The organism is Ruegeria sp. AB11, assembly GCF_056536325.1.
Genome location: NZ_JBQFJO010000001.1, coordinates 3,750,540 through 3,764,936, shown reverse-complemented (window position 1 = coordinate 3,764,936; position 14,397 = coordinate 3,750,540). Strand labels below are relative to the sequence as shown.

Sequence of the window (14,397 nt, the reverse complement as noted above, 5' to 3'; positions counted from 1 at the left end):
TTATTGTTCTCCAATGAACTTATAAGCAGACCCAGTCTTCTCGATCCGGCCGATTCCACCATTCGGCAGGTGGAAACCAATTATTTTCATTTGCTCGCGTGAAATCTGATCCAGCAGTGAATTCCGAGTTGCTGCCGCCGCCTGCGGATCCTGATCCGTGCCGCTGTGCCAGTCGGGGCGTTCAAAAGCTACGTGTGGATTTCCCAGCGCGTCGCCGACAATCATCACGGATTCACCCCCGCTGCGAATTTCAAACGCCATGTGACCGGGAGTGTGTCCAAAGCTCGCGCGTGCGGCAATACCGGGAAGGATCTCTTGCCCGTCGTCAAAGAACGCGACCTGATCCTCAATTGCTTCCATACGCCGTTTTGCGCCTACTGCGAACGCAGCGCGATCTTCTCCAATGGTATCCACCGTTGAGGGGTTCCACCAATAATCCCACTCACTACGGCCAAAGTGATGCGTGGCGTTGGGGAACAGAAGGTCGCCGAAATCATCCAAAACGCCCCAAATGTGATCCGGGTGCGCATGGGTGAAGATCACGTGCGAGATGTCTTCGGGCGACAGGTCGGTTGATTCAAGAGCCTCCAGAAGCTTACCAGAAGTGGGCATGAAATCTGGCCCGGCTCCCACATCGAACAGCACGGAGTTTTGATCATCTTGATAAAGTGCCACGTTGCACTCTGGCTCGTACTTGGTCGCGTCCACCTTGTAGTTATCCAAAAGCTGCCTGAGCTCTTCCTTCGGCATGGCGCTAAAGACCATTTCCGAAGGCAATGACAGGTACCCATCTGACATGGTTGTAATCCGAGCCGAAGCACCGAGTTGTAACTCTGCCCACCCGATCTTGGATTGAACTCCAAGCGCTGCGATACACGTGGCGCCATACAAGAATCTGCGTCGTGAAAACTCATTTCGATCCATTAACAATCAATAAAATGAATATATTAATTTGTAAATGACGTAAGGTGGGGTCTTTCCAGAAGAACTAGAGTTGCGGCGGGCAGGGGCTTTCGCAGCATTTACTCTATGAAATAAAAATCGCCAATTAAGCACCTCAAGACCAGCTTCAATGTCATTCGCCTTGCGGTGGTGCCGTATACAGGCGTCATGTCCTATGCAATTTGCTCATCGCTCGATGTCTGCTCTGTCCGCAAAGTAGACGTTCAAGCAAGGCGCAGCGAACGACCGCTTTGAGCCCAAACTGAACCTTGCCTCTTGGCGCAGCATCCTCCGCAATGGGCGGGAAGTGGTCATTCGCTGCGCCCGAGGCCAAGGTCTGCTTTGCTGCGCAATGCCAACAATCGTCGCGGCCTAAAAGAAGTTCTCTAAGCACTGATATAATCGATGCTAAGCATTTCAAGCTGTATGCGAAACGGCGCCTCCACAAACGGTCACAGCGATGCGCGCATTTGCTAATTGGTTTTCCTCAATCGAAAACAGGTCCTGTTCGAGAATGGCAATGTCGGCCAGATATCCCGACTTCAGACGACCCTTTTGATCCTCGTTGAACTCCAGCCACGCATTGTCACGCGAATAAGCGGAAAGCGTGGCCATAAGGCTTTGACGGTTGTCCTGCCAGGGCGATGGCAGCTCATTGCAGCTTACCGCTCCGGCAATCGTCATCATTGTGTCGACGGGAACGACTGGCCAATCCGTCGAGAAACAAATCTTGGCGCCACTCTCGCGTATTTTGTTCCACGCGAACGCAAAAGGGATTTGCTCGGTTGTCAGAATGTCTCCGGCCGAATAGGGAGAAAACAATCCTCCTGCGGGTGAATGCAATGGTTGAAGAGAGGCAACGACGTCGAGGGCTGCCAGACGGGGCAGATCCAAGGGGTCTATCACCTCGATATGCTCGATCCGGTGTCTGGAATCCCGTGCGCCGTTGGCACTGCGCGCTGCCTCGTAACCGTCCAGCGTGCGCCGAACGGCACCGTCGCCAATTGCGTGCGTGCTGAGTTGCAACCCCATTGCATCAGCACGAATGCAGGCTTCGTTAAAGTGTTCGGCACTGAATACAGCATCGCCGAGGCTTTCCGGCTTGCCCGGATACGGCGCGAGCATCAGTGCTGTGTAGCTGTCCAGCACGCCATCCATGAACATCTTTACGCGCCCTGACCAAACCATATCCGACGCAAAGCGACGGCGCATTTCATCGGCCTCTTCCAACCGATCCAGGGGGTCGGTGTTCTTGAGGTGCATGGGCACCTGAACACGGATCGGAAGGCGCCCCTCGGCCTCAAGTTCACTCAGCAGCTCAAGTTGGTAGAAGTTGCCGTCCATATTGTGCAACCCCGTGATCCCGTGGGATGCGCAGTGCTTCAGGCCACGCAGTATGACTTCCTTGTCAAAGGCGCGTTCCTCTGGCGTTGCGGGTGGCACGGGGTCCGCTCCTGTAACATACCCCAGAAGATCGCGCCCTCCCAGTTGCGACAGGCGCAGGACAGAGCCAAAAGCACCGGTTTCGTTCAGTTGACCTTGTGCGGTACCATCCCCAGCCATCACGATTTCCGAACCGGGGGGAACGACGCCGCCGTAAAGAATGCCCGCCTTTTCCAAGGCAATTGTGTTTGCCCAGACGGTGTGGTGGTCGGCCGACATTAACGCAACCGGGCGCTCGGACAGGATGCGATCCAGATCTTGCCGTGTCGTTGTGACGCCGGGGCCAAGAATTTCGTAGTTGGCGGCGACCCCCATAAGCAAAGGTTCGTCGGGGTGCTCGGCCGCAAAGGCTCGCAATGCGTTTGTCAGAGCATCCGCGCCCGTCGTTTTGCGCAGGTCCAACATGCCCAACTCGGCCGCTCCACCGAAAAGGTGGACATGGCTATCAATAAAGCCAGGCATGACGGTGCCGCCCGCAGCGTCGATGATTTTGGTTCCATTCCCAGCCAGAGTACGGATGTCGTCGGTGTTTCCAACAGCCACAATTATGCCGCCCTGAATTGCCAGGGCCGAAGCCTTCGGCGTGGAGTCGTCAAAGGTCAGGAGAGAACCGTTGAGGATGATCAGATCAGGTGTTGGCGACATGCGGCCTCTTGTGTCTGTGATGGTTTGAACTACTCAAGCGCGCGAATGATTGCCTCGCAGGCACGCACGGCATCGTGGCTAAAGGACTGGATCAGATAGTCGGGCCAGCTGGAAAGCTTGACGATAACCACGTCCGCGGTCAGGTCAATGAAGATCAGTTGACCAAAAACTCCGCGCGCCATGAACACGCCGCGCCTCGGGTCGTGAACCCACCAGAACCTTCGGTATGCCCCTTGAGGGGACAGCACGTCATACGGGTCACCGTGCTTTGAAGGGTCCGCTCCCGAACAAATCCCCGAAACCCAGCTTTCCGGCACTACTTGTCGGTCACCGACCTTGCCACCATCAGCCATCATGCGGCCAAAGCGGGCATAGTCCCGAAGAGTTGCGTTGAACCCGCCGTCAGCGAGTGCTGTCTTGGCGTCGTCTACGGTGAAAAAGCCCGAATGCACGCAGCCAATCTTTTGCCAGATCCGGTTGGACAAGAGCGAAGCAAGGTCTTCGCCGCTCACACGTTCCAAGGCCCAGGCGATGACATCCGTCTCAATCGAGCGGTAAGAAAAAGCCTGCCCATGGGGTCTTTCCCGGGGCAAAGTTAGAATAACATCCCGAATGGTAGGTTTGATTTCTCCCTTGCGAACCGGGCGCCAGCCCGACGCCACATCAACGCGTGTCATGTCACTATCCGGAAAGCCATAATCCTCGGTAAAGCGCACGCCGGATTGCATATCGAGCGCCTGATCCACAGTGCATCCGGCATAGCCGGTCCCAGCAAGTTCCGGTACGATATTGTCAAGCGGCTCCGAGAGGTCCAGCTTGCCTTCACCGTGAAGCACACCGGCCAGAGAGCCGATCAGGGATTTGGAGACAGATTGCCCCAAATGTGCGGTGTCCGGAGTAAAGTCGTTGGCATATATCTCGGTTAAAAGCCGGTTGCCTTTCGACACTAGGAAGCCATCCGTGTAGCTCTCAGTCAGCCAGTTCCCGACCGATAGTTGGCGGTCGTCAAAGGTCTGAAACTCCGTATCCAGCAGGTCACGGGGCGCCTGTATCAGTTCTCGGGCATTCGGGCCCGGACGAACATCGACCGTGGGAAACAGACTACGCATGTTCTGGAAGGTCCAGCGGTTGAACGGGGCGAGGTCCCAGTTCTCGAGAGACGGGCGTTTCTCAGGCGGGGGCGGGAAACCCTGCATGATGCCGATCTCACGCGCTGTTTTGGGCCTCGTGCCGGATTTGCTGTTTTGCATTTTCCATGCTCCCGCAAGGCGACCCCAACAGGGGGCGCAGTCAGGTTAAAAAAGCTTTGGAAGGGGTCGGCCCGACCAGAGATAGGCCGACCACAGGTGACTTTTAAATTTATTGCTTAAGGCGGGTCCAAACCTTGTTGTACAGGTCCACAACGTCTTGGTCGCAAGGCTTCACAAAGTCGGGTACCGGCGCCCCTGCAGGCATCACGATTTCAGGCGCGTCGAGCATCTCGGCATCCATGAATGCCTCGGAACCTTTGATCCCGTTGGCATAACGCGCAAAGTTCGAGGTCATTGCAGCGTTTTCCGGGTCCATCATGAAGTTCACGAAGAGCTTTGCGTTTTCCATGTTGGGCGCGTCGGCAAGAACCGCGACGTTATCCATCCATCCGGTGAACCCCTCCTTTGGATAGGCGTACTGCAATGTCGGGCGATCCGCCCGGGCGCGCATGGCCGCGCCGTTCCAGCTTTGCGACAAGTCCACATCTTTCGATGTTAGCTTTTCGATCACCGCATAATCCATGGTGCGCCAGTCACCCTTGGCATTTTCGAGCAGTGCCATCAGCTCTTTCATCTGATCGGGATTGGAGTTGCAGCGCGGATAGCCTAGGTAGCGCAGGCCGGCGTTGATCACATCATTCATGTCATTCAGCATGTTGATACGGCCCTTAAGCTCTTCGGGCGTATCGAAGATCAGGCCAAGCGTGTCTATATCACCGCTGTAGACCGCGCTGTCGACCGTAAAGCTGGTCGTACCCCACTGATATGGGACCGAATACTTGCGACCCGGATCCCAGTATACATCAACCCAGTTCGGGTCCATGTTCTTGAAGTTGTCCATTTCGGAGGCGTTGATCTCGGCCAGTAAGCCTTCGCCTACCATGATCGCGATCATGTAGTCGCCAGGAACAACAACATCATAGCCGGTGTTGCCCTCTTTGACCTTGGCCAGCATGGTTTCATTGCTGTCATAGCTGTCCAGCGTGACCTCAATATCGTACTGGGCTTCGAATTTCTCGATCATCTCTGGGTTGGTGTAGTTTCCCCAGTTATAGATGTTCAGTTTGCCTTCGGCATGCGCTCCTGCCGCGCTGAGCGCCAGGGCCGAGATGGCTGCGGCTTTGAGAAGAGTGTATTTCATTTTGTCCTCCGTTGAGATTGATGGCGTCCCGCAGCAGCGCGGGCTTCTTGTTATTTTCGTTTGCGTTGCAGAAAGAAGGTCAGGGCGACCATGACTATGGTCACTCCGATGAGGATGGTCGAAACGGCGTTGACCTCTGGCGTTACGCCGCGACGGATTTGGCCCAGAATATAGATGGGCAAGGTGGTTTCACCCGGTCCGGCCACCAGAAGCGTGATAATGACGTCGTCAAGAGAGACTACAAAGGCCAGCATCGCCCCCGCCATAACACCGGGCATCAAAAGAGGCAGCGTCACATAGCGGAATGTCTGCCAGGGCGTCGCGTACAAATCGGCGGCGGCGGCTTCGTAAGTGACGGACAAATCTGACAAACGTGCGCGGATCGGCATGTAAGCAAAGGGCACGCAGAAAACTGTGTGGGCGAGGATCAGCCAGCCAATCCCGGTAACACCCGTGAGCTGGCGCAGGATCGAAAAGAAGGCCAGCGTCGCAATCGCCGTGACGATCTCGGGGATCATCAGGGGCTGGTTTATGAGCGCAATAGCCGCAGAACGGCCGCGATATACATCGCCGCGCGTTGTCGCCAGTGCAGCCATTGTGGCAATGATGGTGGAAAACATGGTCGCGGTGAGAGCAACCTGTACCGAGATCATTGCCGACCGTCGGATGTCATCGTTTTCCAAGGCCGCCGCGTACCAGCGCAAGCTGAACTCGGTCCAGCGCACAACAGAGCGGTTATCGTTGAACGAGAACACGATCAGGACGGCAATCGGTGCGTAGAGGAACAACAGAACCAGCCAGGACATGCCGGTGAACAGGGGTTGCCGGCGTAGTTCGCGCGCGTCTGTCGACGGCCGGAAGAGTGACGACAGTTTAGCCATGTCCACTCTCCTTCGAAGCACCTGCCCGCAAGCTGACAAGAAGCGCGATTAACACGACTGCCATCAGGATCAGTGCAGCAGCGGCGCCAAAGGGCCAGTTGCGGCCCGAACCGAACTGCAGGGCAATCAGGTTGCCGATCATCAGTTTCTTGCCACCGCCGAGCAGTTCCGGCGTGATGTAGGCCCCAAGCGCCGGGATCAGCACTAGAACGCAGCCCGCGACAATGCCCGGACGGGTAATCGGTATAATGATGTGGCGGAACACCTGCGTGCGTGTGGCATAGAGATCATGCCCTGCCTCAAGCAGCGAAAAGTCGAACTTCTCCAGCGAGGCATAGATCGGGAGGATCATGAAAGGCAGGTAGCTGTAGACCAGCCCGGCCAGTACCGCGCCATCTGTGTACAACATCTCGATCGGCTCGCTGATCAGGCCGATGTTCATCAGCGTCAGGTTCACAAAACCCTCGTCTCGTACGATCAGAAGCATCGAGTACGTACGGATCAACAGGTTCGTCCAAAACGGCAGAGTGATGGCGAACAGCCAGAAATTGCGTTGTTCCTGCGGACGGGCCGCAATGAAGTAAGCAACAGGAAACCCAAGGATCAGGGTTCCAATCATAGTGGTGATAGCAAGACCAAAGGAACGCCCGAAGATCTGAAGATAGGCGCTGTTAAAGGTCAGCGTGTCATCAAAAATATCCCGCTCGAACAGGAACTGCACATAGGCGTCGTAAGAGAACGTCCATTCAACGCCGCCATAGGTCCCGGGTTCAAGGAACGAGTAAACCAGGGCGATAGAGAGCGGGAACAGTCCAAAGATACCGATAATCCCGAGCGCCGGGGCCAGCAGGAAAAGCCGCGTTCTGCGTCTTTGAAGCGCGCGCTCGGCCTGCGCCGCAAGCAATCTCGACGCGGCGTCCGGTTGCGGGATATGTGCAACGCCGGCCATCAGTCTTCCAGCACATGCAGCATGGAGGTGTCACATTCGAGCCCGACGCGCGATCCGACGGGGCGCGGAGTGGAAACCTGGACGTGAACACTGACACCATCTTCCAGCCGCACAAGCATTTGCGACCCGGCCCCGAAATAGGTGCTGTCCACGACCTCGCCACGCAAGAGCGCTGTTTCGGCACTCTCCTCGACCACACGGATCGTTTCGGGGCGCAGAGCGACATGTACGGGGCCCGGTTCGAGCAAGGTGCTGGCAGCGTGAATCGTGAGTGGTTTGCCTTCGCCCAACCGGATTTTTGCCACGTCTCCGTCAAAGCCAAGCAAAGTAGCGTTTACGATGTTGGTGTCCCCGATAAAATCCGCGACGAACCTGCTTTTCGGGGCTGTGTAAATCTCTTCCGGTGTGCCGACCTGACGTACCGAGCCTGCCGACATCACAGCGATCCGGTCCGACATCGCCAGTGCTTCCCCTTGGTCATGCGTGACAAAAACAAACGTAATGCCTGTCTCATGCTGCAGTCGCTTCAACTCGCTCTGCATTCCTTTACGAAGTTTCAGGTCTAGAGCAGAAAGGGGTTCGTCCAGCAGCAGAACCTTTGGGCGCGGCGCCAGTGCGCGCGCCAAAGCCACGCGCTGCTGCTGCCCGCCTGACAATTGATCAACCCGGCGCGTTGCAAACTCGCCCAGCTGTACCAGGTCCAGCATCTCGGTGATGGTGCCGTCTATCTCGGCTTTCGGCCTTTTCAGCATCTCAAGGCCAAACCCGACATTGCGGGCCACACTCATGTGCGGAAACAGGGCGTAGTTCTGAAACACCGTGTTCACGGGCCGATTGTTGGGTGCCAGATGGCCAATCGACTCACCGTCCAGCGCTATTTCGCCTTCGCTTGGAAGCTCGAACCCGGCGATCAGCCGCAGTAGTGTCGTCTTGCCACAACCTGACGGGCCCAAAAGCGTGAAAAAGCTTCCTTCGGGAATGGTCAGCGATACGTCCCCCAGAGCCGTCACGGCCGCCTGACCTTCGCCAAAGCGTTTTGTCACATTCTTTACGTCGATCATGGTCTGATCCGGACACCCGCACTTGTTGATTTGTAGAATCAGCTTAGAGCCGGGAGACTTACCCTGTGAATACCTCCAAAGGGCGGTGTGATTTGTACCCCCAAAGGGGTACGACTAATCGTTCGCCGAATGCAGAAACATTGAAAACAGGGCAGACTGGGAAGATATACGCAGCTTTCTATAGATGTTCTTGCGATGCACTTTGATCGTCGCCGGGGAAACATCAAGCAAAAGCGCAATGGACCGCGTCGAGTGCCCGCGCAAAAGGAACTGCACGACCTCGATCTCCCGCTGTGTCAAACCTTTGCAAACCTTGTCGATGACCCCGTCGAAATCGACCTCGCTCTCGTCGAGTCGGCCTGAGGAGGGGTTGCGATGGAAGTGCTGCTCGCAAAGCGCCGATATGATCGGGTGCAGGTCTGTCAACCGTTCGACATCCCGCCGCGTGAACCGGGTTTTTCCCTCGGAAGGACCGAGAGAGAGAAACAAGGTGCCGTTTGCTATTGCTACAAACACCCCGATCTCGTCCGTCAGAAACAGGGATTTGTAGTAGATCCGAAAGTAGTCGGAATTGGCAAACCTGTCCGGTGTAACGTCTCTTAGTACCATCACTGGTTCGTGGCGTTCACCAATGAAACGAACAACAAACGGGTCCAGCAGCCAGGCGCGATCAAGCCATCGGTCGACAACAACCGAGCGACGTTCCGAACGCACATTGTCATAGACATGTTCGGGCGCTTTTCCCGGGTTCAAAAGGCTGACAAACGCGCCCTTGAACGAAGCTGCCTCGCGCATGAGGTTCAACAATTCCGGCATAAAACTAGATGTGCCTACAGCCCTGATCGCCCCGGCGACTTCTTCCGCGTAAGTTGGCTTTTCGGACTTTCCCAAGTATCCCACCTGGCTAAAGGGCGTTTCCTGCCCAATGTGGCTAGCCGGATTTAACTTGGCAACCTTTTCGCGCAGCTATCAGCCGGGAGAGGCGTTTTTTCGCATAGACTTGCTGAATCAAAGCTCAAAACCTATTCCGATACAAGATTTCAAATGTTGGAGAAGCGGAAGAACAATTACTTTAAACTAAATCTCTTTAAAGGCTTAACCTAATGATTAGCCGTCCTCTGACAATCTTACGCCAGTTCTGAAGAACTCTTTTTCGCCGCAAAGCATCGTGTTGCGGCTGAAACCAGTATGCTCGACGGAACCATGAACTAAAATCCTAGTATATCCAATCCGAGATTGCCGACTGTGCCAGCGTACCCGACCAGAGAGGCTTTTTCCTGTCGCTGGAGACGAACGCTCCACTATCAAAAGCTCACTTTGTGTTCGAAGCTGCCTTTCGCTGTCAATTGCACAAAAGACTGCTTTGGGCCGGGAGTTGTCGGTGACCTTTCAGCGATCAATGGCAGCATTGTCCGCAAAGCAGTCGTACGAGCAATTAGCAGCTAATGTCCGCTTCGAGCCCAAATGGGACGTTCGTTCGAATTGTTTTATCTGGGCTAATTTCGAGACAACAGAGGCAAAATGCTTATGGAAAAGACTGCTCCTGCTGCTGATCCAACGATAACTCCTACCGCACCAACAACCAAAAACGCCGGTAATGTGAGCATCCAAAGTGCTGCCATCATGCCGACGACTTCACCCAAACCTCGCTCCGAAAGGAAGGCGCTCAAAATCAGATAGCCTAGCGCCGCACTTAGCCCTAGGACGGCACCAACGGAAACGGACATTAGTGCAGTCAAGGAGGGTGGCTCATCAGGCGTCGAGCTCTTGAGCACCTTAGAAACAATAAGCGCCAGAAGCGCATAGGGAATTTCCGTCAGAAACATGATTGGGATTAGCAAAAAAAAGCCGTTAACTAGCCCGTCGGTCTGCACGCCGCGAGACTGCAATACTGCAATAGCAACCAAACCGAGTAGCGGTGGTAAAGCAATTCCGCCTAACAAGATGAAGTTCACCAATAACCAACTTCGGTAGCTGGGATAACCTTTGAACTCAGGTGGGTGTCTGGCAATATTTTTCATTCTCTGGCGCGTATCTATCTAAGGCCGGTGCAATTCGGCGTTTTCAATTAACGCTAATGATACGAAAATGAGGCGGTATTCGCTTTGATTTGCAGCAATTTCCTTTAAAGATCTGAACGGAAGCTTTGTCCGCAGAGCGGTCATTCGCTGAATTTCGCCCAATGACTGATTTGCGGACATTCAATATTTTTGCGAACAGCGTCAATTGCCGGAACGGCACGAAAAGCTCGATGGATCCCGAGGATCACCATTGCCGTAATACTTTGCGACTTCCGGATAGGCGCAAATGGGTCTGGCCCCGGCTGGCTGAGCCTGACCGTCTAGCCAATACGCGATGATCTCGTCAGGTGCTTCACCCGTTTCCGCCCAATTGTCGATCTCGGTAAGGAAATTCACCCACGACGGGCCGGGGCCTCCAAAGCAATGTTCCACTCCGGGCATCATGAACAGTCGGACATACTCGGCGGCACTTGGATCATGTGCAAGGACATCGTCATAGTAGCCGACCATCGCCAGCCCGGATTGTGCGTTGTCGGACCAGCCGGAATACAACAGCATCTTGCCACCGCGTTCGCGATACATCGACAGATCGGGGTTTGTTGCGTTCAAAGTTTCTGCTGCTGCTGACGAATCCTTCGCGTAGGTTCTGAAATCGAAATTCTCGTAGGTCCAGGTTGGGTCGTGATAAACGAAATTCTGCATGATTCCATTGCCGAAGCTGAAGAATGCGTTCGGCGAGACCGGAGCCTCGAAACCGCCAGAACCGACACCTTCCTGAAAATCTCCTTCAGCTTCCTGATATTTTAGCCCACCGGTCAGCCAACGACTCCAGCCGCCTTCTGCAGTCTCACCGCCAAACGGAAATCCGTAATAAAGTTGATTTCCGTCAGCGTCCTTTGGTCCTTCGTAGACAACTTTAAATGCTGCAACTTCCTCCGCGCTCAAACAGTCTCCGGTTTTTTCAGCCTCGCATTGCAGGCTGGTCACGTCGAATTGGCACTGACGCGGGTCATTGAGAATACCGTCCTCGAGCCCATCAAGCACGTCGCAAGCAGCCAGATAAGAACTCTCGACCAGTTCCTGAGCTTCTGGACCGACAACCGCTTGCTCCAAGTCCCTGGAATCCGGGTACATCACCCGGTTGATGCTGGTCGCCTGCACCGCAATTCCCGTCCAATCAATGGCGTAGGCGCCAGCGGCAACCGCGTCGAAATCCTCGGGATAGCGTAGAGCGGACATGATTGCCTGACCCCCGCCCCGCGAGCAACCTGTGAAGTAGCTGCGGGCAATCGATGTCTCGTAGTATGAGTTGATAAGGGCTTTGGCTGTGACCGCCGTTCGGTGTACCGCCAGATGCCCGAAGTTGACCAAGGCTTCCAAATCATTGAGGGCCCAGCTGGCGTCTGCTGGGTGGCCCTGATGCCCTGTATCGGTACCAACCGTCGCATAGCCAGATTGAAGTGCTCCGTACAGAAGCGCTGTATTCATCACGGACCCGACAAAACCACCCCCGCCACCCATGACGAATTTGCTGTTCCAATTGTCTGGAAGCAGTAGCTCGAAATGTATCTTGCTACCGATCACGCCGGTGACCGAGCAATGCGGCACGGGGTCTGCCAACGGCTCCACCGAAACAAGGCGAAGTTCTGGAAGCGGATCAAAACGCTTTTTCTCGCACTCAGCCTCACTTGCGAGGGCCGGAGCTCCCGTCGACACAATCCAGGCAAGAATGAGCGCACAGGTCCGTTGTATAAAACTGGGATTCGAGAACGGCTGCCAGAGAGATACCCGCATCACATACCTTTTGGAAAATGGTGATTTCTCCGGCACCCTAACACGCGACAGGAACCTAACAACAGACGTCAAGGGTAAGATCAAGGTCCGTTTCGGGCTCTGAGCGGTCGTTCGCTGCGTTCCGTCTGAATGACCGCTCTGCGGACAAACCCGCCGGTCACCATGTTCAGCCAGCCGACCGTTAACTGCGCAAACCTGCCGGTCGCCGCCCAACAGCGCATCGCTGGCGCAGCATGGTCCCTGAACTGGAAGCGGCCATTCATCTTCGGCGCGGCGATTGGCCAGAACGTAGCCCGATGCGGGCGTCCAATCCAAGGCCGACGAACAACCGTTTCTAGGGGGTGGCTCTAGTTCGACCGGCTGCACTACATCCAGGTAACTATGAGCCGAAAGCTGGCTATGAGGGTTCGGCCGGGTTAACGCGGGGCGTATTGCATGACGACGTTTTTTTCGATTTAGTTTTGAAAGATAGGGAGAAATAAGAATATGCCTAAGCGTCTGCACGCATTCACCGCAGCTTTTTTGTACGCGATAGTCACGGCTAGTACAGTTTTTGCGCAAACCGGCCCAATCGTCCACGATGCCGAGTACGACATACTCCTCGCACAGCATGAGCAAGCTTGGTTGGAACAGGATGCTCGTATTGACCAGCGACTAGGTGAATTGCGTGAGACAAACGGGGGAAAACCCCCTAATATCCTTTATATTCTGATCGATGATGTCAGTTTCGGCCAGATGGGAGTACCCATCTTGAACGACGTTTCTGGCATCGCCACACCGCGCATCAACCAGCTGGCTGCCGAGGGCGCGGCACTCACTCGAATGTACACAGAGGTTTCTTGCACGCCCACGCGAACCGCTCTCTTGACCGGTCGTCTTCCTGTTCGAGCTGGCGTTACAGATGTGAAGGGAGTGATTGTCGGCGAGGGTTTGTCTGCACAGGAAGTAACCATCGCGGAAATCCTTAAGCAGTCAGGCTACAACACCAGCCACGTCGGTAAATGGCACCAAGGCGATATCAATGAAGCATTTCCGCACAATCAAGGCTTCGACAAGGCCTTTTTTCCAGTACACCAACAAGTGCAGCTGAGCCTGATGACACCCGAAGGTGCGGCGTCCGGCAATCTGTCGGGTTGGCATTCGTCAGGCCAGTCCCAAGGATATGTTATTGACGCTTTCTTCAAACCATTCGGACTGGTCACTGGGCTAGAGGCCGAAGCTGGCGGTACCGCCCGCGAAGTCGATCTTGAGCCGGGTGAGGAGTGGACACAGTCACATTACATCGAAATGAATGAGCGGTATCAAAGACAGACACTCGAAGAATTGGATCGCCTTGCATCCGAGGATGAGCCCTTCTTTCTTCAATACTGGCCGCTTTGGCCAATCAACTTCGTACAGGACGGCGAGTACGTATCGCGCAACGGAGGATACCAGGCCGAAAAGCTGCAAGTTCTGGACGGGATGCTCGGCGAGGTGTTCGATAAGGTCGATGACCTCGGGATCGGTAGCAACACTATCGTGGTACTGATGTCGGACAACGGTCTGATGTATCAGTTTGAAGGCAAGTCCGGGTTTTCCCAATTGATATACCGCGGCGGCAAAACCCAACACTTGGAAGGTGGCGTACGCGTGGACGCTTACGTTCGATGGCCCGATGCAATCGCGCCGGGTAGCCGCATGGGCGACATTGTGCATGTGTCCGATCTGTTTACGACCTTCGCGCGCATTGGAGGCGGGACGGACTTCATCCCTCGCGATCGAGTGATAGATGGCATAGATCAAACCGCGCTTCTTCTGGAAGGCGATGGCAGCGGGCGCAGGGACTATGTCTACATTTATGAAGGCCCAGTCCTGCGCTCAGTGGTGAAGCAAGAATACAAGCTTCATCTTCCGGCTCCGGGAGCGCCGGCAGCAACAGCAGGAGTTTACAACCTTTTGCGTGACCCTCGTGAGATGTTTCCTTTCGTTGAGAATTCACTTTGGTCATCCGCATCATTCCAGGACATGGTTAAACGCCACGTGAAACTAATTGCAGAATACCCGCACCTGCCGCTTGGGACAGATGTTCCCTACGAGGGGATCGAAAACCTGCGTCCAGAAAGCGTCAAAGCTCGCGAACTATTTTTCAGCCGGAACTGATCTTTCGCGGAGCATTGTCATCCGGCATCTGGTTATTGAACTACAAAGCAAAACTCACTGCGACCGTTTTCTGCCGTTGGAAGGCTGCTGTGGCAGTGGCTGAATTATCCCGCTAGGTCGCCTTTGATGCG

General features: G+C 55.0%; 11 protein-coding genes. 1 reads left to right on the top strand and 10 read right to left on the bottom strand.

Features of this window, described 5'->3' with window-relative positions; translation table 11 throughout:
- The 10 genes from ACR3EJ_RS18860 to ACR3EJ_RS18815 form a co-directional block, all read right to left on the bottom strand.
- Nucleotides 1-798, bottom strand: a complete 798-nt coding sequence (locus ACR3EJ_RS18860; protein WP_480423256.1) for an MBL fold metallo-hydrolase — start codon at nt 796-798, stop codon at nt 1-3.
- Between the two features lie 561 nt (nt 799-1,359).
- On the bottom strand, nt 1,360-3,030 hold the full coding sequence (locus tag ACR3EJ_RS18855) for an amidohydrolase (RefSeq protein WP_170542881.1): 1,671 nt from the start codon (nt 3,028-3,030) through the stop codon (nt 1,360-1,362).
- 29 nt (nt 3,031-3,059) lie between these two features.
- Entirely contained in the window at nt 3,060-4,280 is a 1,221-nt protein-coding gene (locus ACR3EJ_RS18850; RefSeq protein WP_170542879.1) for a serine hydrolase domain-containing protein, read from the bottom strand.
- A 109-nt stretch (nt 4,281-4,389) separates the two neighbouring features.
- Nucleotides 4,390-5,421 (bottom strand): extracellular solute-binding protein, encoded by a 1,032-nt coding sequence (locus ACR3EJ_RS18845; RefSeq protein ID WP_170542877.1) that lies wholly within the window; start codon nt 5,419-5,421, stop codon nt 4,390-4,392.
- A gap of 50 nt (nt 5,422-5,471) precedes the next feature.
- A complete protein-coding gene (locus ACR3EJ_RS18840; RefSeq protein ID WP_170542875.1) occupies nt 5,472-6,302 on the bottom strand; it encodes an ABC transporter permease in 831 nt (276 codons plus the stop codon).
- A complete protein-coding gene (locus ACR3EJ_RS18835) occupies nt 6,295-7,251 on the bottom strand; it encodes an ABC transporter permease (RefSeq protein WP_170542873.1) in 957 nt (318 codons plus the stop codon). Before ACR3EJ_RS18835 ends, ACR3EJ_RS18840 begins: the two co-directional genes overlap by 8 nt.
- Nucleotides 7,251-8,312 (bottom strand): ABC transporter ATP-binding protein, encoded by a 1,062-nt coding sequence (locus ACR3EJ_RS18830; RefSeq protein WP_170542871.1) that lies wholly within the window; start codon nt 8,310-8,312, stop codon nt 7,251-7,253. Before ACR3EJ_RS18830 ends, ACR3EJ_RS18835 begins: the two co-directional genes overlap by 1 nt.
- 114 nt (nt 8,313-8,426) lie before the next feature.
- Nucleotides 8,427-9,203, bottom strand: a complete 777-nt coding sequence (locus ACR3EJ_RS18825; RefSeq protein ID WP_170542869.1) for a helix-turn-helix domain-containing protein — start codon at nt 9,201-9,203, stop codon at nt 8,427-8,429.
- A 605-nt stretch (nt 9,204-9,808) separates the two neighbouring features.
- Nucleotides 9,809-10,333, bottom strand: a complete 525-nt coding sequence (locus ACR3EJ_RS18820; protein ID WP_170542865.1) for a hypothetical protein — start codon at nt 10,331-10,333, stop codon at nt 9,809-9,811.
- A 201-nt stretch (nt 10,334-10,534) separates the two neighbouring features.
- Nucleotides 10,535-11,953, bottom strand: a complete 1,419-nt coding sequence (locus tag ACR3EJ_RS18815; protein WP_170542867.1) for a tannase/feruloyl esterase family alpha/beta hydrolase — start codon at nt 11,951-11,953, stop codon at nt 10,535-10,537.
- A 660-nt stretch (nt 11,954-12,613) separates the two neighbouring features.
- Between ACR3EJ_RS18815 and ACR3EJ_RS18810 the strand changes: the two genes are divergently transcribed.
- Complete coding sequence (locus ACR3EJ_RS18810) at nt 12,614-14,266, top strand: sulfatase-like hydrolase/transferase (RefSeq protein ID WP_170542863.1); 1,653 nt, start codon at nt 12,614-12,616, stop codon at nt 14,264-14,266.
- Nucleotides 14,267-14,397: the final 131 nt, after the last annotated feature.